The sequence below is a fragment of the Butyrivibrio sp. genome, from assembly GCF_017635265.1.
GTDB lineage: Bacteria > Bacillota > Clostridia > Lachnospirales > Lachnospiraceae > Butyrivibrio.
Genome location: NZ_JAGBLU010000028.1, coordinates 73,191 through 93,209 on the forward strand (window position 1 = coordinate 73,191; position 20,019 = coordinate 93,209).

The 20,019-nt window shown below is 38.6% G+C and carries 15 protein-coding genes; 9 read left to right on the forward strand and 6 right to left on the reverse strand.

Annotated features, from left to right (window positions below; translation table 11 throughout):
• Positions 1–35 precede the first annotated feature (35 nt).
• The 3 genes from J6O61_RS03885 to iorA are packed head-to-tail and all read right to left on the reverse strand — an operon-like array spanning position 36 to position 3,718.
• Positions 36–1,337, reverse strand: coding sequence for a phenylacetate--CoA ligase family protein (locus tag J6O61_RS03885; RefSeq protein ID WP_292209850.1), 1,302 nt, complete (start codon positions 1,335–1,337; stop codon positions 36–38).
• A 47-nt stretch (positions 1,338–1,384) separates the two neighbouring features.
• Complete coding sequence (locus J6O61_RS03890; RefSeq protein ID WP_292209852.1) at positions 1,385–1,960, reverse strand: indolepyruvate oxidoreductase subunit beta; 576 nt, start codon at positions 1,958–1,960, stop codon at positions 1,385–1,387.
• 3 nt (positions 1,961–1,963) lie between these two features.
• Positions 1,964–3,718 carry an indolepyruvate ferredoxin oxidoreductase subunit alpha gene (gene iorA / locus J6O61_RS03895; protein WP_292209854.1) on the reverse strand — a complete coding sequence of 585 codons (1,755 nt, stop codon included), beginning with the start codon at positions 3,716–3,718 and terminating at the stop codon, positions 1,964–1,966.
• A gap of 218 nt (positions 3,719–3,936) precedes the next feature.
• Between iorA and J6O61_RS03900 the strand changes: the two genes are divergently transcribed.
• Positions 3,937–5,571, forward strand: a complete 1,635-nt coding sequence (locus tag J6O61_RS03900) for a class I adenylate-forming enzyme family protein (protein WP_292209856.1) — start codon at positions 3,937–3,939, stop codon at positions 5,569–5,571.
• 195 nt (positions 5,572–5,766) lie between these two features.
• Here the strand turns inward: J6O61_RS03900 and J6O61_RS03905 are convergent, their stop codons facing one another.
• The gene (locus tag J6O61_RS03905; protein ID WP_292209859.1) at positions 5,767–6,540 is read right to left on the reverse strand and encodes a flagellin; all 774 of its coding nucleotides are present in this window, start codon (positions 6,538–6,540) and stop codon (positions 5,767–5,769) included.
• Between the two features lie 216 nt (positions 6,541–6,756).
• Between J6O61_RS03905 and J6O61_RS03910 the strand changes: the two genes are divergently transcribed.
• The 3 genes from J6O61_RS03910 to J6O61_RS03920 all read left to right on the forward strand — a co-directional run bounded on the left by J6O61_RS03910 (position 6,757) and on the right by J6O61_RS03920 (position 10,729).
• Positions 6,757–7,569: a DUF975 family protein gene (locus J6O61_RS03910; RefSeq protein ID WP_292209860.1), complete on the forward strand. Its 813-nt coding sequence runs from the start codon at positions 6,757–6,759 to the stop codon at positions 7,567–7,569.
• Positions 7,570–7,739: 170 nt separating this feature from the next.
• Positions 7,740–8,054, forward strand: a complete 315-nt coding sequence (locus J6O61_RS03915) for a metal-sensing transcriptional repressor (RefSeq protein ID WP_292209861.1) — start codon at positions 7,740–7,742, stop codon at positions 8,052–8,054.
• 5 nt (positions 8,055–8,059) lie between these two features.
• Positions 8,060–10,729 (forward strand): heavy metal translocating P-type ATPase, encoded by a 2,670-nt coding sequence (locus J6O61_RS03920; RefSeq protein WP_292209864.1) that lies wholly within the window; start codon positions 8,060–8,062, stop codon positions 10,727–10,729.
• Positions 10,730–10,781: 52 nt separating this feature from the next.
• Here the strand turns inward: J6O61_RS03920 and J6O61_RS03925 are convergent, their stop codons facing one another.
• Entirely contained in the window at positions 10,782–11,219 is a 438-nt protein-coding gene (locus J6O61_RS03925) for a dUTP diphosphatase (RefSeq protein ID WP_292209867.1), read from the reverse strand.
• A gap of 259 nt (positions 11,220–11,478) precedes the next feature.
• Between J6O61_RS03925 and gltX the strand changes: the two genes are divergently transcribed.
• Positions 11,479–12,942: a glutamate--tRNA ligase gene (gene gltX, locus J6O61_RS03930; protein ID WP_292209869.1), complete on the forward strand. Its 1,464-nt coding sequence runs from the start codon at positions 11,479–11,481 to the stop codon at positions 12,940–12,942.
• On the forward strand, positions 12,932–14,854 hold the full coding sequence (locus tag J6O61_RS03935; protein WP_292209872.1) for an ATP-dependent helicase: 1,923 nt from the start codon (positions 12,932–12,934) through the stop codon (positions 14,852–14,854). The genes gltX and J6O61_RS03935 overlap by 11 nt, the downstream gene beginning before the upstream one ends.
• Here J6O61_RS03935 and J6O61_RS03940 read toward each other — a convergent pair.
• On the reverse strand, positions 14,791–15,147 hold the full coding sequence (locus J6O61_RS03940) for a DUF1292 domain-containing protein (RefSeq protein WP_292209875.1): 357 nt from the start codon (positions 15,145–15,147) through the stop codon (positions 14,791–14,793). The two genes, J6O61_RS03935 and J6O61_RS03940, sit on opposite strands and share 64 nt — an antisense overlap.
• Positions 15,148–15,274: 127 nt before the next feature.
• On the opposite strand from J6O61_RS03940, the gene J6O61_RS03945 reads away from it, so the two are divergent.
• Genes J6O61_RS03945 through miaB form a run of 3 tightly spaced genes read left to right on the forward strand, consistent with a single transcriptional unit; the run spans position 15,275 to position 19,916 of the window.
• Positions 15,275–17,212 (forward strand): hypothetical protein, encoded by a 1,938-nt coding sequence (locus J6O61_RS03945; RefSeq protein ID WP_292209877.1) that lies wholly within the window; start codon positions 15,275–15,277, stop codon positions 17,210–17,212.
• Positions 17,209–18,456, forward strand: a complete 1,248-nt coding sequence (pepT, locus tag J6O61_RS03950; protein WP_292209880.1) for a peptidase T — start codon at positions 17,209–17,211, stop codon at positions 18,454–18,456. Before J6O61_RS03945 ends, pepT begins: the two co-directional genes overlap by 4 nt.
• The gene (gene miaB, locus J6O61_RS03955; RefSeq protein ID WP_292209883.1) at positions 18,456–19,916 is read left to right on the forward strand and encodes a tRNA (N6-isopentenyl adenosine(37)-C2)-methylthiotransferase MiaB; all 1,461 of its coding nucleotides are present in this window, start codon (positions 18,456–18,458) and stop codon (positions 19,914–19,916) included. The genes pepT and miaB overlap by 1 nt, the downstream gene beginning before the upstream one ends.
• Positions 19,917–20,019 lie beyond the last annotated feature (103 nt).

Genomic DNA, 20,019 nt, shown 5'->3' on the forward strand with positions numbered 1-20,019 from the left:
AAATTAGTAATTAATGCTGAAAAATTATTGTTATATCAGATTTTTCTTTTATCAATAACTCTGACAGCCTTACCTTCACTTCTTGTAATTGATTTAGGAGCAAGAAGTGAAATCTTAACCTTGATACCGAGCATAGAATACATATCGGAAGCAAGCTTTTTCTGGCGTTCCTCAATTTCACCTACATTATCAGTAAACATCTCAGGAGTCATCTCTACCTGAACATCAAGAGAATCGGTGTTATTGGCTCTGTCTACAACTATCTGGTAGTTTGCAGCATATCCATTGTTCAAAAGAACTGTTTCGATCTGGCTCGGGAATACATTTACGCCTCTTACGATAAGCATATCGTCTGAGCGGCCCATAGGCTTAGCCATTTTTATAAAGGTTCTGCCACAGGTGCATTTTCCCCTTGTGAGTTTGCAGATATCTCTTGTGCGATAGCGCAGCATTGGGAAGGCTTCTTTGTCTACAGCAGTAAATACCAGCTCGCCCTGTGAACCTTCAGGAAGGACTTCTTCAGTGTCAGGATCAATAATTTCTGCTATGAAATGATCTTCATTTATATGCATTCCGTTCTGTTCGCAGCATTCAAAGGCAACACCAGGGCCTGACAGCTCTGTGAGTCCGTATATATCAAATGCCTTGATTCCCAGAGTGTTTTCAATGTCCTGACGCATTTCCTCGCTCCAGGCCTCAGCTCCGAAAATACCGGCTTTTAGTGGAATATCATCAGGACCATAGCCTTCTTCCTTGAAACGCTCTGATATATATGCAGCATAACTTGGTGTACAGCATAGAATAGTAGCTTTAAGGTCATTTATAAACATCATCTGTCTGTCGGTGTTGCCGGAGCTTATAGGAACTGTAAGGCAACCAACTTTATGAGAACCACCGTTTAAACCGGCGCCCCCTGTAAAGAGCCCAAATCCATATGCTATCTGACATACATCTTCATCAGTTCCGCCTGCTGCAACTATGGCTCTTGCACAACAGTCCTCCCAGAGATCAATGTCATGCTGTGTATAGAAAGCGACAACTCTTTTACCTGTTGTTCCTGATGTTGAGTGGATTCTTACACAGTCCTTCATTGGAGCACCAAGGAGGCCCGTTGGATATGCATCTCGCAGATCCTTTTTTGATAAAAATGGGAGCTTGTGAAGGTCATCAACTGACTTGATATCATCAGGAGTTACGCCTTTTTCTTCCATTTTTTTGCGATAGTAAGGCACATTGTCCCAGACTCTTTTTACCTGCTTTACAAGCTTTTCGCTCTGAATCTTTTTTATTTCTTCATAAGGTGCTGTTTCAATATCTTTTTGAAAATATCGCTCCATATTTTTTCTCCCCAAAACAATTCTTTTTACTGTTAAAAAGTGATCATTTATGCATGGTTTTTACCGAGTTCAAATGCTTTTTTATTCATATCAAGGAATTTGGCAGGTACATTTGCTTCAAGACTCTTCATCCATTCATCCTCCGGCAGGTCAAAATAGTGAGATAGTCTTCCTAAAAGAACTATATTTACAGCTTTTGATGATCCTGCTTCATTAGCAAGTGTAAGACAGTCCAAGGCATCTACCTTTGCACCTGTAGCCTTGATTTTTTGAATGATATCTTCAGGATATTCAGCAGCACCTGTAATTACAGGCATTGGATCAATCTGCTGAGTATTTGTTACAATTTGTCCATCTTTTTTGAGATATGGAAGCCATCTGGCTGCTTCAAGTGCTTCAAAGGATACAATATAATCAGCTTCACCTTTATCGATAACAGGAGAGTATACTTTATCACCATATCTTACATAGGTTACAACACTTCCGCCACGCTGGCTCATGCCGTGTACCTCTGAAACTTTTACATCATATCCCTGAGCCATTAAAAGATGTCCTAAAAGTTTACTGGCAAGAAGTGAACCTTGTCCACCTACACCTACAATCATAATGTTCTTTGTTTCCATTGCTTAAGCCTCCTTCCCGGGAGCTTCGAAGGCTCCAACCGGACATAGCTGACTACATACATTGCAGCCTACGCAAAGAGTATCATCGATTTTTGCCTGTCCATCTTTAATGGAGATTGCAGGACAGCCGATTCTCATGCAGGATTTGCAGCCAATGCATTTGTCTTTGTTAACTTTAAGAGGCGGATTGTGCTTAACATATTTAAGAAGAGCACAAGGACGTCTTGATATTATTACGGAAGGAGCATCTATGCTAAGTTCTTCTTTTAGAACTTTGTCACACTCTTCAAGATTATAAGGATCAACAACTCTGACTCTGTCAAAGCCCATTGCTTTGCATAGAGCTTCAAGATCAATCTTACCTGCAGGGTCACCTTTTATGTTATAGCCGGTTGTAGGATTCTGCTGATGACCAGTCATGCCGGTTATGGAATTATCGACAATTATGATTGTTGAATTTGACTGATTGTAAGCAACGTTAGCAAGTCCTGTCATACCGGAGTGCATGAAAGTTGAATCGCCAATGACAGCAACTGTTTTGTGTTCACTTTCAGCGCCTCGTACTTTATTAAAGCCGTGAAGGGCTCCTATGGAAGCACCCATACAAAGAGTCATTTCAATAGCGCCAAGAGGTGGAACAGCGCCAAGTGTGTAGCATCCAATATCCCCAAGTACTGTGCAGTTATTTTTCTTAAGAGTATAAAAGAGACCTCTGTGAGGGCAGCCTGCACACATAACAGGTGGACGGTTAGGGATTTCTTCATCAAGAGTAAATGATGCTTCTGTCTTTTTTCCGAATTTCTCTGAAATCAAATTCTGAGAGAATTCATCAACGATTGGAAAAAGCTCTTTTCCTGTAACTTCAAGACCAAGTGCCTTAACATGGTTTTCAATAATAGGATCAAGCTCTTCAACAACATAAAGTTTTTCAACTTTTGCGGCAAAATCTTTAATAAGCTTTTCGGGAAGAGGGGTTGTCATTCCGAGCTTAAGAACGCTTACGCTGTCTCCAAATACTTCTTTTACATACTGATAAGAAGTAGAGCAGGTGATGATACCTGTTTTTGTATCACCCATTTCAACTCTGTTAAGAGGACAGTCTTCAGCATAAGAAATAAGGTCCTTTGTTCTCTGCTCAACGATAGGATGACGCTTTTTGGCATTGCCCGGCATCATTACGTATTTTGCGATATTTTTTTCGTATGGCTTATCGGGAACAGTTCTTTCGCCTGTACTTACGAGAGACTGAGAGTGTGCAACTCTTGTGCACATTTTTAAAAGAACAGGAGTGTCAAATTTTTCAGAAATTTCATATGCAAGCTTTGTGTATTCGAGGGCTTCGCTTGAATCAGAAGGCTCAATCATAGGAACTTTGGCAGCGATAGCGTGGTGTCTTGAATCCTGCTCATTCTGTGATGAGTGCATTCCTGCATCATCAGCAACTACGATCACAAGACCTGCATTAACTCCTGTATAGGACATTGTGTAAAGTGGATCTGCAGCCACATTAAGACCAACGTGTTTCTGAGCGCAGAAAGCTCTTTTTCCTGCAAGTGATGCGCCAAAAGCAGATTCCATAGCCACCTTTTCGTTAGGAGCCCATTCACAGTAAATATCATCATATTTAGCAGCTTCTTCGGTTACTTCAGTGCTTGGAGTTCCCGGATAGCTTGATATGAAGCATACTCCGGCTTCATACAATCCCCGGGCAACTGCCTTGTTGCCAAGCATGAGCTGCTTGCCATTGTTTTCGCTCATTTAAATTCCTCCTACCAATTCTATTTTCATACACTTAAGTCGAATGACATTGTTTTGATTTAAAGTGATAAAGTGCATATACATTAGAATAATAAATATTAAACATAAAATCAAGAATGAAATAATGGAAGTACAGATTCTGCCTGTATTGACCTTTTACATAAATGTCTTTATAATCTACTTTAGTGCTTTAAAGTGCACAAGAAGGGGATTACAAAATGCCAATTACAGATTTACTTGAAAGAAACAGTAAGTTATATGGGGAAGAAGTTGCTCTTGTAGAGATAAATCCTGAGATAAAGGAAGAGCAGCGAGTAACATGGAAGGAATATGAACTTATTCAGCCCACAAGCACTTCCTATTACAGAAGACAGATCACATGGTCTGTATTTGATGAAAAAGCTAACAGAGTAGCCAATATGCTCATGGAAAGGGGCATTAAAAAAGGACAGAAGTGCGCAATACTACTTATGAACTGTCTCGAATGGCTGCCTATTTATTTTGGAATATTAAAAAGCGGAGCTGTGGCTGTTCCTTTAAACTTCAGATTTACATCTGAGGAAATTGATTATTGTCTTAAGGCTTCAGATTCCGATGTTATTTTTTATGGTCCTGAATTTATAGGAAGAATAGAAGATATTGCTGAAAAAATAAAAAAAGAAATGCTGCTGTATTATGTTGGAGATCAGTGTCCTTCATATGCTGAGGATTACTATAAACAGGTTTCCAACAGTTCGTCTACGGCTCCGAGAGTTTTGATAGAAGATAAGGATGACGCTGCGATTTACTTTTCATCAGGAACTACGGGCTTTCCGAAAGCTATTTTGCATATTCATACTGCACTTATGCAGTCGGCGCAGATGGAAGCAGTGCATCACGAGACTACTCATGCAGATAATTTCCTATGCATACCGCCGCTTTACCATACAGGTGCAAAAATGCATTGGTTTGGCTCTTTGTATACGGGAAGTAAGGCAGTTCTTTTAAAAGGCAATTCACCGGAGTCAATTTTCAGTGCTGTATCAGAGGAACAGTGTACAATCGTTTGGCTCCTTGTGCCGTGGGCCCAGGACATACTGGCAGCTCTTGACAGCGGTAAGCTTAAAATTGAGGATTATAAGCTTTCTCAATGGCGCCTTATGCATATCGGTGCTCAGCCTATTCCGCCGAGTCTTGTAAGGCATTGGCTTAAATATTTTCCACATCACAAATATGATACCAACTATGGACTTTCAGAATCTACAGGTCCCGGCTGCGTTCATCTGGGAATGGAAAATGTTCACAAGGTCGGTGCAATCGGAGTTCCCGGTTACGGATGGAAAACAAAGATTGTTGATGAAGAGGGGAATCCTGTTAAGCAGGGCGAGATCGGAGAGCTCTGTGTCAAAGGCCCGGGTGTTATGGTCTGCTATTACAAGAATCCTGAAGCAACAGCTGAGATTCTTAAAAACGGATGGCTCTTTACAGGTGATATGGCCCGTCAGGACGAGGACGGCTTTATATTCCTTGTAGATCGTAAAAAGGACGTTATCATTTCAGGTGGTGAGAATCTGTACCCAGTTCAGATTGAGAACTTCCTCATGAAAAATGACAAGATCCATGATGCAGCTGTTATAGGTCTTCCTGATCAGCGTCTTGGTGAAATTGCTGCAGCAATTATTCAGGTAAAAGAGGGAATGACTCTTACAGAGGAAGAAGTAGATGCTTTCTGCGTTGATCTTCCAAGATACAAAAGACCAAGGAAGATTATTTTCGATCATGTTATCAGAAATGCTACAGGCAAGATTGACAAACCAAAGCTTCGAGAGAAGTATTGCGGGGATCATCTTGTGGAGAAGCAGAACCGAGGGTAAGAAAAAAATTACTGAATGTAAAGAGATACTAAGGTCAAAGGTCATCACCCGCTTCAAGTTGTCTTGAATGTGGGTGAGCGACCTTATGACACAATATGAATTACAAAGCACGAAACAATCCGTGTTATCGTAAAATAAAAACGCGGCCAAGATAGAGATATGCTCCACCAAAGCCGCGTAACGAATATTCATTTATTATGCGAAAAACATTTGTGAACGCTTTTCAGCGTCATCTTGCTGTTTCTTTTGCAGCATCATCTGATACTGATCAAGTGCCTGCTTTTTCTTTAAATCCTGAAGGGCATTAATGGCTCTGTCTTCATTCTTATCCATTGCGTAGCCGTTAAGTTCAAGAGATGCCTTTGAATTATAGCTGGATGCATAATCTATACGATTTGTCTCTGCACCTACATTTGCCCTGCTGCTTGTTACTATTTCCAAGGCATTATCTATATCATCAATACTAAAATTACCACTGGTTACATCAAATCCCGCAAGACCAAGACTTGCAACAGTACTGTCATAGGTCGAAACATTAGCTGTACTACCTTCAGCATCAGCTGCAATCGTAAGGTCTCCTGATGAGCCGTCCAAAAGATTTATCTCGTTAAAGGTGGTTCCGTTTGCTAAATCATTTATACCATCGAGATACTGATTTATCTGCTGTTGAATATATCCTTTGTCTTCATCAGATAAAAGACCGTTCTGAGCCTGTACAGCCAGCTCTCTTATTGACTGGAGATAATCTGTAATCCCTTCAAGAGCACTATCCTCTATGTTTAAGGCTGATTTGCCCATTGCAAGATTTTCGCTGCCTTGATCCAAACCTCTTGTCTGAGCTTCAGTTTTCTGTTCTATAGCAAGTCCGGAAGCGTCCTGAGCTGCGCTCTGAAGTGCTCCGCCACTAGCTATCGTTGAATATGGTGAATATGAAGTTCCATAACTTCCTACCGATCCTACGCTGCTCATAAAGTGACCTCCTTATTCAAAATAACTATGAATTCCGTTTCTTAGCATCATAGTAACATGCATGAACGAAAAAACAACCACCAAAATGCACTTTTTTAGGGTAAAACGAAATCTTATTTCACAAATGCAATGAGTTTTTTTCGATTAATATTTCATTCTGCATTCCGTTCAAATTTTTTTAATATTATAAAATAATTATTAAATTCACACTATTTTGTGATTTTATTTTCAAAACATTCGTATAATAGAACAATAAAGCTATTTAATTTGCGAACTTTTAGCTTTTTACAACTAATAAAAAAAACTATAATTTTTTTATTAAACAATCTTATAGGAGGAGTTATTATGTGGACTCGAAGTGAAGTAAAGGAAAAGGGTAAGGAAAGCTTTAAAAGAAATTACTGGATGTCGGTTATAGTTGCATTTATTTATTCCCTGTTTTTTGCATCTGCAACTTATAGTGCAAGTCGCAATCAGGGGGAAGTAGAAAGCCAGCTTTCAGGAGAAGCTGCGAATAATCCTGATTTTGGTCTTGTATTGCTGGTGGTACTCGGAATTTTAGGAGTGGTTTTACTTGTTTTAAAACTTATAGATCTTTTTGTATTTAATCCTTTAGAGGTTGGTTGTAACAGATTTTTCCTGGTAAATCAGGATACAAATGCACAGCTTCCTGAAGTTTTGTATGCATTTAAAAACAATTATATCAATTCTGTACTTGGATTATTTATCAGAGACATTGTTATTGCGATCGGCTGCATCTGTTTTATAATACCGGGACTGATCCTGTCGTATTCTTACAGAATGGTTCCGTATATTCTTGCTGACAATCCGTCTGTTTCACCGATTGAGGCTCTAAAGACATCAAGAGCCATGATGAAAGGTCAGAAGTGGAACTGCTTTGTATATGATCTTTCTTTTATAGGCTGGTATATATTATCCGCATGTACGTTGGGAATTCTTGCAGTTTTCTATGTAAACCCTTATAAATACAATTCAAATGCGGAGCTTTACCGAAGAATCAAAGGATAAAGCAATAATAAAATGTGATGAATTTTGTGAAAGAAGTTAGCTGTAACTTAAAATTAAGCTAACTTCTTTTTTTGAAAAAACACTTGCAATATACCCCTTGGGGGTATAATATGTTTTTGACAAATGAATTTTATAAAATCATTTTTTATTTGAAAAAGATAGGAGTTTTTATGGCTTGTCCAAAATGTACATCTGATGGCAAAGATGAAAAAAAGAAAATAAGGGAAGAAAAAGAGTACAAAGATCTGGTAAACAGGCTAAAAAGAATAGAAGGGCAGATCAGAGGTATAGAGGGAATGGTTGAAAACAACTCGTATTGCACGGATATTCTTACTCAGGTCGCTGCCGCAAACAAAGCCCTTAACAGTTTTGCAAAAGTTCTTTTATCCAATCATATAAAAACTTGTGTTACTAATGACATAAAGGCCGGTAAGGATGAGACGGTAGATGAACTTTTGGATGTACTACAAAAAATGATGAGGTGACAAGGATGGAAAAATATATTGTTACTGGCATGAGCTGTGCAGCTTGCCAGGCAAGGGTTGAAAAAGCTGTAAGTAATGTTGAAGGAGTTACTTCCTGTAATGTTAATCTGCTTACTAATTCAATGGGAGTTGAGGGCAGTGCAAATGAGGAAGATATTATAAAAGCTGTTGAAAATGCCGGGTACGGAGCAAGGTCAATGGCAGATATAGCAGGCAGTGAAAAGTTAAATGCCGGCGGCGCGGCTGACAATATGTTCGCCATGGAAGAGGAGGCATTAAAGGATACTGAGACTCCAATCTTAAAAAAGAGATTACTTACATCTATAGGTTTCCTGATTGTACTTATGTATTTCTCAATGGGACATATGATGTTTGGATGGCCACTTCCTGCATTTTTTGATGGAAACCATGTGGCAATGGGCATTGTTCAGATGCTTCTTACAATTATTATTATGTTCATAAACAGAAAATTCTTTATAAGTGGTTTTAAGGGACTTCTTCATGGCGGCGCCAACATGGATACTTTGGTTGCTCTCGGAAGTTCGGCTTCCTTTGTCTATAGCCTTGCATCTTTGTTTCTCATGACTGATGCGCAGGTTAAGGGTTATATGGATGGTGTAATGCACTATATGGATGAGTTTTATTTTGAATCCGCAGCAATGATCCTCACACTTATTACTGTCGGGAAAATGCTTGAATCACTTAGCAAAGGTAGAACAACAGATGCCATAAAAAGTCTTATGAAGCTTGCACCTAAGACTGCAAATATTATTGATGAAGCAGGCGAAGAAAAAAATGTTTCTATTGAGTCAGTACAAATTGGAACTGTTTTCGTAGTAAGACCCGGCGAAAGTATCCCTGTGGACGGAGTTGTTATAGAAGGAAGCAGTTCTGTTGACGAAGCTGCTCTTACAGGTGAAAGTATTCCTGTTGATAAAACTGTTGGAATGGAAGTATCTGCAGCAACAATCAACCAGTCAGGTTTTATAAAGTGCAGGGCTACAAGGGTTGGAAGGGATACAACACTTTCGCAGATCATTCAGATGGTGAGCGATGCAGCATCAACCAAGGCACCAATTGCCAAGGTTGCCGACAGAGTATCAGGGGTTTTTGTTCCTGTAGTTATTGGAATAGCTCTTTTAACAATATTTGTCTGGCTGCTTTTGGGGGCAGAGTTTGGTAATGCCCTTGCAAGAGGTATTGCAGTTCTGGTAATCAGTTGTCCCTGTGCTCTCGGTCTTGCAACTCCTGTTGCAATTATGGTTGGAAACGGTATTGGCGCCAAGAACGGTATTATGTTTAAAACGGCAGCTTCTCTTGAAATGCTTGGAAAGACACAGATTGTTGCTCTTGATAAGACCGGAACAATTACAAAGGGTGAACCAATAGTTACAGATGTTTTTTCTGTTGATTCCATTGATAAAAGCGGTTATACAGCCAGCAAGTATGAAAGTTTTGACGATCAGCTCATAAAAATAGCAGGTCTTCTCGAATCAAAAAGTGAGCACCCCTTGGCTAAGGCGATAGTAAAGCATGTTAATGATCTTCATGTAGAGCTTGATGATGAGATAACAGATTTTAGAGCCGTGTTTGGAAATGGACTTGAGGCTAATTTAAACGGATCAATTATACGAGGTGGAAAGAGACACTTTATTGAGAAATACGCCAGAATTCAAGGTGAGATTTTACAAAAGGCTGAAGGCCTTGCCTCCGAAGGAAAAACACCTCTGTATTTTTCTCAGGACAGTAAGCTTATTGGAATAATTGCTGTTGCAGATACTATAAAAGAAGATTCTGCTCAGGCCATAAACGAACTCAAAAACATGGGAATCCGCGTTGTAATGCTTACAGGCGATAATGAGAAGACTTCAAAGGCTATTGGAGGAAAAGCCGGTGTTGATGACATTGTGGCAGAGGTTCTTCCAGATGAGAAAGAAAAGATAGTTGGAAAGCTTTCTGAAAGAGGTATTACTGCAATGGTAGGAGATGGTATAAATGATGCTCCCGCCCTTACCCGAGCAGATACAGGTATTGCTATCGGTGCCGGAACGGATGTTGCAATTGATGCGGCGGATGTTGTTCTTATGAAGAGTAGTCTCCTTGATGTTTCAAGGGCAATCAGACTATCAAGACAGACGCTTAAAAACATTCATGAGAATTTGTTCTGGGCATTCTTTTACAATGTTATCGGAATCCCACTTGCGGCAGGCTGTTATATTAAGCTTTTCGGATGGTCACTTAGTCCTATGTTCGGAGCTGCTGCAATGAGTTTATCAAGCTTTTTTGTGGTAACCAATGCACTTAGACTTAACCTGTTTGATATTACAGATTCATCTAAAGACAAGACTATTAAAAACAGAATTATAAATCTTGATATTAAGGAAATAAAAGAAGTAAATAGTGCTGAAGACAAAAAAACAGATTCAGCTTCTAATTTAAATAATTCAGAAAAGAGGAATAATACTATGACAAAGACAATGAAAATTGAAGGAATGATGTGTGGACATTGTGAGGCAACTGTTAAGAAAGCTCTTGAAGCACTTGATGGAGTAACAAACGCTGAAGTCAGCCATGAGAAAGGTGAAGCAGTTGTTAATCTTTCTGCTGAAGTTGCTGAAGATGTCCTTAGAAAAGCTGTAGAAGATGAGGATTACAAGGTAATTTCAATAGCTTAATACAAAAATAAAAAATCACTCACAACCAAAAGAGGTTGGAGTGATTTTTTTATTACTGTTTCCCTGTTGTTCCAAATCCTCCGCGATCAGAGTTACCAAGGTGATCACATTCATCAAAAATTATCTTTGGCTGATTTTCCATAATGCGGAATTGGCAGATTCTGTCATTAAATGAAATATGTGTATCTCTCATGGCGATAGCGGCCATAAACCACTGATCATTGTCGCCACAATAGGAATGGTCAACTACTCCCATATGATTTGACTGAATGATACCAAAATTCTTATAGGTTGAACTTCTTGGTACAATGTGAGCTTCATAGCCTTCAGGTATTTCCATGGCTACGCCCAGTGGAATAAGGTGAAATTCACCTTTTTTAAGGTCTACGTCCTCAGCACTTCTAAGATCGATCCAGTCTGATTTTCCATCAATATATGTAAGCTTTTCGATTTTGTCATTTAAATATTTGATCTTAATAACTTTCTCCATTTTTCCTCCATTTAAGCTCTTGATCATTTTAAAGTTAGTATACATTTGACAGTTTAAAGATTCAAGGTAAATGCTTCTTCGAAAGTGATCATTTAAGTGCTGAACTATTTAAAATACATGGATGTCAATTGCTTGAAAAAAATATGTTATATGATAGAATGTCATTTGTTGTTTTGTTATAAAAAACGTGATATTACTATATAGAGGCGCTTAAAGATAGTCATTTTAAGCACATCTAATAAAGAAGATAGGAGCAGATATGGTTAAGATTCGTACAAGATATGCACCGAGCCCAACGGGACGTATGCATGTAGGAAATTTAAGAACAGCTCTTTATGCTTATCTTATTTCTAAGCATGAAGGCGGTGACTATATATTAAGAATCGAGGATACAGATCAGGAACGTTTTGTAGAGGGCGCTACAGAGATCATCTACAGAACACTTAAGGAGACTGGTCTCATTCATGATGAGGGTCCGGATATCGGTGGACCTGTTGGACCATATGTTCAGAGCGAGAGACAGAAGGCCGGCATTTACATGCAGTATGCCAAGGAACTCATCGATAAGGGCGAGGCATATTATTGTTTCTGTGATGAAGAGAGACTTAAGAGTCTTGTTCAGAAAATTGAAGTTGATGGTGAGACAAAAGAGATCAGTGTTTATGACAAGCATTGTCTTCACTTATCAAAAGAAGAAGTTGAAAAGAACCTTGCTGAGGGTAAGCCTTTTGTTATCAGACAGAATAACCCAACAGAGGGAACAACTACATTCCATGATGAGCTTTACGGGGATGTATCCGTTGAGAATAAAGAGCTTGATGATATGATCCTCATTAAGTCTGATGGATATCCAACATACAACTTTGCTAATGTTGTAGATGATCATCTTATGGGAATCACACATGTTGTTCGTGGTAATGAGTACATTTCATCATCACCTAAGTACAACAGACTTTATGATGCATTTGGCTGGGAAGTACCAAAGTACATTCACTGCCCACTTATTACAGATGAAGAGCATCATAAACTTTCAAAGAGATCAGGACATTCATCTTTTGAAGATCTTATCGAGCAGGGCTTTTTACCAGAGGCTGTTGTTAACTTTGTAGCACTTCTTGGCTGGTCTCCTGAGGATAATGAAGAGATCATGAGCCTTGAAGACCTCATCAAAAAGTTTGACTACAAGAGAATAAATAAATCTCCTGCAGTATTTGATTATACAAAGCTTAAATGGATGAACGGCGAGTACTTAAAGAGAATGGATGATGACAGATTCTTTGAGCTTGCAAAGCCTTATCTTGAGAAAGCTATCACAAAGGATCTTGATCTTAAGAAAATCGTCAATATGGTTAAGACTAGAATTGAGATCTGGCCTGATATTGCACCAATGGTTGACTTCTTTAACGAAGTTCCGGAGTATGACACAGCAATTTATTGCCATAAGAAAATGAAGACTGATACTGAAAGCAGTCTAAAAGTTCTTAAGGAAGTTCTTCCTGTTCTTGAAGCACATGATGATTATACAAATGATGCACTTTATGCATGCCTTTCAGATTTTGTTAAATCTCACGAGTACAAGAACGGATATGTTCTCTGGCCAGTAAGAATCGCTCTTTCAGGAAAAGAGATGACTCCTTGCGGAGCTACAGAGCTCATGGAAGTTATTGGCAAAGAAGAGTCAATTAAGAGAATTAAAGAAGGAATAGCATTACTTGAAAAATAATAGTTTTCAAGGTAATTCCGCTCAGATGATGGCTATCAGTCATTACAAAGGCCCTGCAATGGTACTTGCAGGGCCCGGTAGCGGAAAGACCTTTGTTATAGTTTCGAGGATACGCTATCTCATTGAAGTAAGAGGCGTTGTACCATCCAGTATTCTGGTAATTACTTTTACCAAAGCGGCTGCTTTAGAGATGCAGCAGCGATTCATGAAAAATACGGATAGTTCTTATCCGGAAGTGACTTTTGGAACATTTCATTCTATCTTTTATCAGATAATCAAAAATTCTGGTCACTATAATTCCAAACACTTAGAAATTGCAAATGAAAGCTTTAAGCAAAAGATCATTTATAATATTCTTTTTTCTATTGCAGAAAAAGATCCGCTTCTAAAAGAGGAAATGGATTCAGACACTGACATATGTAAGAATGTGCTATCTGAAATATCAAGAATTAAGAACAGCTCTTTAAAGAGTGATGACTGCAACAGCTGTTTTGCCTTTTCTAAGCATTTTAAAGAGATATTTGAGAAGTATAAAAGGGCATTAAAGGAATTTGAAAAAATAGACTTTGATGACATGATACTTTTGTGTTATGAGCTTCTATGCAATGATGAGACGCTGCTTGATCTGTGCAGAAAGAGGTTTCGGTTTATCCTTATAGATGAGTATCAGGATATAAATGAAATGCAATATAAGGTCATTGAACTTATGCTGGGGGATGAGAAGAATCTTTTTATTGTCGGAGATGATGATCAGTCCATTTATGGCTTTCGAGGCTCTAAACCACAGTTTATGCTGGAGTTTGCCGATGAGTACAAAGAATATAATTCAAAGACCTATAATCTTAATATAAACTACAGATGCGGACGAGAAATATTAAATAGTGCTCTTTTAGTGATTGGCGATAATAAAAACAGACTGTTAAAGGATCTTAAGGCAGATATATCTAACGGAAGCGGCGTTTTTGTGCCGCTTATGTTTACCACAAAGGAAATACAGTACAACTCCATAAAGAAATTTCTTTTAAAGCAAATAGATAATATTGGTAATATCGCTGTTATATGCAGGACTAATTCTGAATGTATGGGCGTAGCGTCTGTGCTTAAAGAATCCGGAATCCCTACAAACCTTGATGGATATTCTGAATGTTTTCTTGATTCCGAAGCGGTAAAGATAATGATAAATTATCTTAAATTTGCCTGCATAGAAAGAAAACGTGAGTATTTTTATAAAATAATGAATAAACCGCTTCGTTATATATCAAGAGAAGCTGTTTTATGTGAGAAGGTAAATGAGCTATCGGTTAAGAGATTTTATGATAGCAATCCTAAAATGAAAGATAGGGTAAGTAAACTCTTTTCACAGATTAATATGATATCTCATATGAGGCCTGCACTTTCTGTAAGGTATTTAAGAAAAGAAGTCGGAATAGAAAAAGAGTTTCCAAAAGAAAAAGATAAAATTGATGAGTTTGAAAACCTTGCCGGAAAATACTCTGATACAAAACTGTTTTTGAAGGAAATAGAAGATACATTTAAAGAAAAAAACGGTGATAAAATTCGTGCCAAAAGAAATAATGGTAACTTTGTAAGACTTCTTACAATGCATGGATCTAAGGGACTGGAATTTGATATGGTTTGGATTCCGGATATAAATGAAGGAATAATCCCGTCAAGGGGAACATTTACAGAAGACCAGATAGAAGAAGAGCGCCGAATGCTCTATGTGGCAATGACAAGGGCAAAAAAGGCGCTCATGGTAAGTTATGTAACAGGAACAAAAGAAAACGCTGTGCTCCCATCAAGGTTTTTAAGACCAATTAAAAATAAGTGGCTGGAAAAATATAAAGATCAGCCATCAAGTCCTTCTTCCGGAAGGTCAACGAGTTCATCAAACTCTACATCGTCAAGATAAAGATTAAAGGCCTCGGCAACAGCTTCATATTCGGCATCATCACTAATATATCCCAGTTCCGGATCTTCATCCTCACCTTTATAGATGAATTCATAAAACCAAACATTACCGTCATTGTTTTGTCCGTTTTTATCGAGAGGAAGAAGAACAATATAGTCCTTTGAATTTACAGTAAGGACAATGATAATTGCACAAGTAACAACTTTGCCTCCATCAAGTTCCACATCTACTGTCATCTGCTCGTCGTTTTCGATTTTGGTATTCATGTCTGTGGCAATTTTAGAAAATTCCATTAATAATCCTCCTGAAAAAACTTTTCGTTTTAATATATCAAGATTATAGCACGACCGGGTGCAGTATGAGAAGTTTTGTGATAAAATATTATGGCTTATGTATTTGTACATGTAGAATGGAGAAAAAATGGCCAGAAAGCTTGAAATTCTTAAGGAAAAACCTTACCCACTTGGTTGCTACATTGATTATGACAAGTCGCTTGTGGTACGAACAGTTTTTGATAATGCAAAAAGCTGCGGACTTGCCCTTTATAAAGGCATTTCCGGAGATAAGGATTCTGCCCTTAAGATAAAACTGCCGGAAACTGTAAAACGAGGTTCTATTTACGCGGCAAGGATCAAAGGAATTGAGGATATAGATGAATATGCTTCATACAATTATTTTGCGGATTCCGAGTTCTTTTGCGATTCCTATGCCAAGCACCTTGTAGGCCTTGAAACCTTTGGTAAGGACGTGCCTGATACCGATATAAGGGCCAAGCTTGATAACAGATCGACACTGAAGGCATCCGAATATTCTTTTAACTGGGAGGATGATGCTTTTCCGGATATTCCTTATGAAGATAGTTTTGTATATCTTCTTCATGTGAGAGGCTTTACTAAATCTCCGGGCAGCATGGTACCTGCTGCCCATAGAGGAACATTTTTAGGCATTATTGATAAGATTCCTTATCTGAAATCTATAGGTGTAACTACAGTAGAACTGATGCCTGCCGTTGAAATGAATGAAATAGAATCAGTTAAGGTCAGAGGCGGCAAGTCCGTGGGAGATCTTTTATATTCAAAGGACGGAAGTATATCAAACAGAAATTCCATAAAACCCAAGCTTAATTTCTGGGGATATAAAAAGGGGTATTATTTTGCGCCGAGAACAGCCTACTGTGCCAATCCCGATGATGCTGAAAATGAGTTTAAGTTCTTCGTAAAGACAATGCATAAATACGGATTGGAAGTTATAATGCAGTTCTTTTTCGAGGAAAATGAGAACGAAAGTCTTATTTTGGATGCACTAAGGTATTGGAGATGCTCGTACCATGTTGACGGATTCCACTGTAAAGGTGCTAAAATACCGATAAATCTGATAAAAAGAGAGCCCCTTTTTGCTGATGCCAAGCTGTGGTATGACTGGTTTGATGAAGAGGCCGGTGTTTCAAAAAAATATCTGGCAACCTACAATAACGCCTTTTTGTATTCCAGCAGAAGGTTTTTAAAAAGTGACGATAATTCTGCGGGTGATTTTCTTCATGGTATGATAACAGGTTCACTAAGTCACGGTGTCATAAACTACGTGTGTGACTATGAAGGTTTCAGACTGTCTGACCTTGTTAGCTATGAACACAAGCACAATGAGGAAAACGGCGAAAACAATAAGGACGGCACAGACAATAACCTCAGTTGGAACTGTGGAATAGAAGGGCGTACAAGAAAACACAGTATTTTAGAACTTAGGAAAAAGCAGATAAAAAATATTTTGACAATGCTTTTTTTGGCACAGGGTACACCTATGATATTTAGCGGAGATGAATTCTGTTCTTCACAGGGCGGCAATAATAATCCTTATTGTCAGGACAATGAAACGGGATGGGTAGATTGGAAGGCGCTTGAAAAAAATGCTGAAATATTTGATTACTTTAAATTCCTTGTCAACCTGCGATTTGAACACAGAATACTTCATCAAAGCGAGCCTTTTAAACTGATGGATTACATTACCTGCGGTTATCCTGATCTTTCCTGTCACGGAAGAGAGGCCTGGAGACCGGATTTTACCGGTCACAGTCATATTCTTGGAATGCTTTATTGCGGTAAATATGATAAAGAAGATAAAAACAGTCCTTTTATCTATGTCTGTTATAATATGCACTGGACACAGGAGGAAATAGCTCTTCCCAAATTGCCGGATGGCCTTAGATGGAAAATGATTTCTGACACAGAAAGTGCATCAAGAATAGAGGAACATGCCGGCAAAAAGGAAGCAGTAGAAAAAATGAGTGAGAGATCGGTTCGAATCTATGTCAGCGAATCTGATCCTGATAATAAAAGTAAAAGGAAGTCAAAAAGAAAATGAATAAACCTGATGTTATTTCTAAATTTTTAAATTATGTCAAATTTGACACTCAGTCTGATGATACAACAGGAACTTCACCTTCTACCATGAAGCAGCATGAGCTTGCAAAGTTTTTGGTAAAAGAGCTGGGTGAGATCGGCGCTTCTGATATTTATTATGATGAAGAACACTGCTATGTATATGCATCAATTCCTTCAAATATAAATGATGGAATTGAAAGACCTGCAATCGGATTTATTTCCCACATGGACACATCCGATGAAGTCAGCGGCAAGGATGTAAATCCGAGACAGGTTGAAAATTATGACGGCGGAGATATAGTTCTTAATAAAGAACTTGGCGTTGTGCTTTCTCCTTCAGATTTTCCAGAGCTTAAAAATCATGTTGGCGAGACACTTATTGTTACAGATGGAACAACTCTTCTCGGAGCTGATGATAAAGCAGGAATAGCTGAGATTATGACAATGGCTGAGACTCTTTTAACCAATCCTGACATTCCTCACGGAGATATTAAGATAGCCTTTACTCCCGATGAAGAAATAGGTGAGGGTACAGCTTATTTTGATATTGAAAGGTTCGGTGCGAAGTTTGCTTATACAGTAGATGGAGGTAAGCTTGGGGATCTTGAGTATGAGAATTTCAATGCAGCTGAAGGGAAGATTTTTGTAAATGGCAGAAGTGTTCATCCCGGTGATGCAAAAGACAAAATGGTTAATGCTTCACTTATCTGCTATGAGTTCCATTCTCTTTTACCTGTTCAGATGAATCCAATGTATACGCAGGGCAGAGAGGGATTTTTCCACCTGACTGAAGTCAGCGGCTCTACTGAAAAAGCCAGTGCAAGTTATATTATCCGTGACCATGATGAACAGCTGTTTGAAAAGAAAAAGCAGTTGTTTGTCTCTGCGGCTGAGTACCTTAATAAAAAGTACGGTGTAGGAACAGTTGAAGTAAAAGTGAGAGATCAGTATAAGAACATGATTGAAAAAATCAGACCTCATATGCACCTTATTGAAAATGCAAAAAAGGCCATGACGGATATCGGTGTAACACCTCTTGAATTCCCGATAAGAGGTGGCACAGACGGAGCGAGCCTCTCTTACAAAGGGCTTCCATGTCCAAACCTTTGTACAGGTGGTTACAACTATCACGGCAAATATGAATATGCTTCAGTTCAGGAAATGAGAAAAACTGTAGATATTCTCCTTGGAATTGTTAACGAGTACGGAAAGAGTTATAAGTAATGGAATTAAATAAAGAAATAAATATATTAAATGCAAGTAAAGAAGAAGTAAGCGACGCTGAAAGCTTAAAACAGCTAGGCTTTATTGAAGAAGCGAAAAAGTATGTTGCAGACCTTAAAGAGGAACTTGGAAGAACTCCTAAGGCATGTGTTGTAACCTTTGGCTGTCAGATGAATGCAAGAGATTCCGAGAAGCTTTTGGCAATATTAAAACTTGTAGGATATGAAGAAACTGATTCAGAAGAAGCTGACTTTGTTTTATATAATACCTGCACAGTCAGAGATAATGCTGATCAGAGAGTATATGGAAGGCTCGGATCCTGCGGAAGTCACAAAAAGAAAAATCCACATATGAAGATTGCTATATGTGGATGTCTTATGCAGGAAGCGAGCGCTGTTGAGAAGATTAAAAAGAGCTACAGATTTGTTGATCTTATTTTCGGAACACATAATATATACAAGTTTGCAGAACTTTTATGTACCAGCCTTGTTTCTGACAGAATGATAATTGATATCTGGAAAGAGACAGACAAGATCGTTGAGGATTTACCTGTATTTAGGAAGTATCCATTTAAGTCAGGTGTGAACATTATGTTCGGCTGCAATAATTTCTGCACATACTGTATTGTTCCTTATGTAAGGGGAAGAGAGCGCTCCAGAAATCCCAAAGATATCATAAGAGAATGTGAAAAGCTTGCAGCAGATGGCGTTAAAGAAGTAATGCTCCTTGGTCAGAACGTCAATTCTTACGGTCTTGACTTTAAGGAAGGTGATTCAAACAGAATTTCTTTCCCTGAACTTTTGGAGGAAGTTTCCAAGGTTAAGGGAATTGAAAGAGTTAGATTTATGACTCCTCATCCAAAGGATTTTTCGGATGAACTTCTTGAGACAATAGCAAGAAATCCTAAGATTGCCAGACACATTCATTTGCCTTTGCAGTCCGGAAATACTGAAATTCTTCGCAGGATGAACAGAAAATACACCAAGGAAAGCTATCTTGAACTGGTAGATAAGATTCATAAAATGCTTCCTGATGTTTCAATTACCACAGATATTATCGTTGGTTTCCCCGGTGAAACGGAAAGTGATGTTGACGATACGATTGACGTAGTAAAAAAGGCTGCTTTTGATAATGCATTTACTTTCATTTATTCAAAGCGTACAGGGACACCTGCTGCCTCCTTTGAAAATCAGGTTCCGGAGGAAGAGGTAAAGAAAAACTTCGACAAACTCCTTAAGGTGGTTCAGGAAACTGCAAGAAAGCAGTCCGAGAAGATGACAGGCAAAATAGATAAGGTTTTAGTTGAAAGTGTTAACGAGCAGGACAACTCTCTTATGACAGGTAGACTTTCGAACAATACGTTGGTTCATTTCCCAGGAGATGAATCACTTATCGGATCATTTGTTGATGTGAGTCTCGATGAATGCAAGGGCTTCTACTTCATGGGACATACTGTTTAAACGATTACTATGGCTGCAGTTTTGTGCTAAGTGCGTAGGCGATTTTGCGAGCCTTTGTGCTCGTCGGTACTTGCGAATGTTTTTTATGAGCTAGTACCGCTAC

What these genes read in the sequence shown, in the direction of transcription:
- J6O61_RS03885 (WP_292209850.1), bottom strand. Translation starts at nt 1,337, where the DNA reads ATGGAGCGATATTTTCAAAAAGATATTGAAACAGCACCTTATGAAGAA.
- J6O61_RS03890 (WP_292209852.1), bottom strand. Translation starts at nt 1,960, where the DNA reads ATGGAAACAAAGAACATTATGATTGTAGGTGTAGGTGGACAAGGTTCA.
- iorA (WP_292209854.1), bottom strand. Translation starts at nt 3,718, where the DNA reads ATGAGCGAAAACAATGGCAAGCAGCTCATGCTTGGCAACAAGGCAGTT.
- J6O61_RS03900 (WP_292209856.1), top strand. Translation starts at nt 3,937, where the DNA reads ATGCCAATTACAGATTTACTTGAAAGAAACAGTAAGTTATATGGGGAA.
- J6O61_RS03905 (WP_292209859.1), bottom strand. Translation starts at nt 6,540, where the DNA reads ATGAGCAGCGTAGGATCGGTAGGAAGTTATGGAACTTCATATTCACCA.
- J6O61_RS03915 (WP_292209861.1), top strand. Translation starts at nt 7,740, where the DNA reads ATGGCTTGTCCAAAATGTACATCTGATGGCAAAGATGAAAAAAAGAAA.
- J6O61_RS03920 (WP_292209864.1), top strand. Translation starts at nt 8,060, where the DNA reads ATGGAAAAATATATTGTTACTGGCATGAGCTGTGCAGCTTGCCAGGCA.
- J6O61_RS03925 (WP_292209867.1), bottom strand. Translation starts at nt 11,219, where the DNA reads ATGGAGAAAGTTATTAAGATCAAATATTTAAATGACAAAATCGAAAAG.
- gltX (WP_292209869.1), top strand. Translation starts at nt 11,479, where the DNA reads ATGGTTAAGATTCGTACAAGATATGCACCGAGCCCAACGGGACGTATG.
- J6O61_RS03940 (WP_292209875.1), bottom strand. Translation starts at nt 15,147, where the DNA reads ATGGAATTTTCTAAAATTGCCACAGACATGAATACCAAAATCGAAAAC.
- J6O61_RS03945 (WP_292209877.1), top strand. Translation starts at nt 15,275, where the DNA reads ATGGCCAGAAAGCTTGAAATTCTTAAGGAAAAACCTTACCCACTTGGT.
- pepT (WP_292209880.1), top strand. Translation starts at nt 17,209, where the DNA reads ATGAATAAACCTGATGTTATTTCTAAATTTTTAAATTATGTCAAATTT.
- miaB (WP_292209883.1), top strand. Translation starts at nt 18,456, where the DNA reads ATGGAATTAAATAAAGAAATAAATATATTAAATGCAAGTAAAGAAGAA.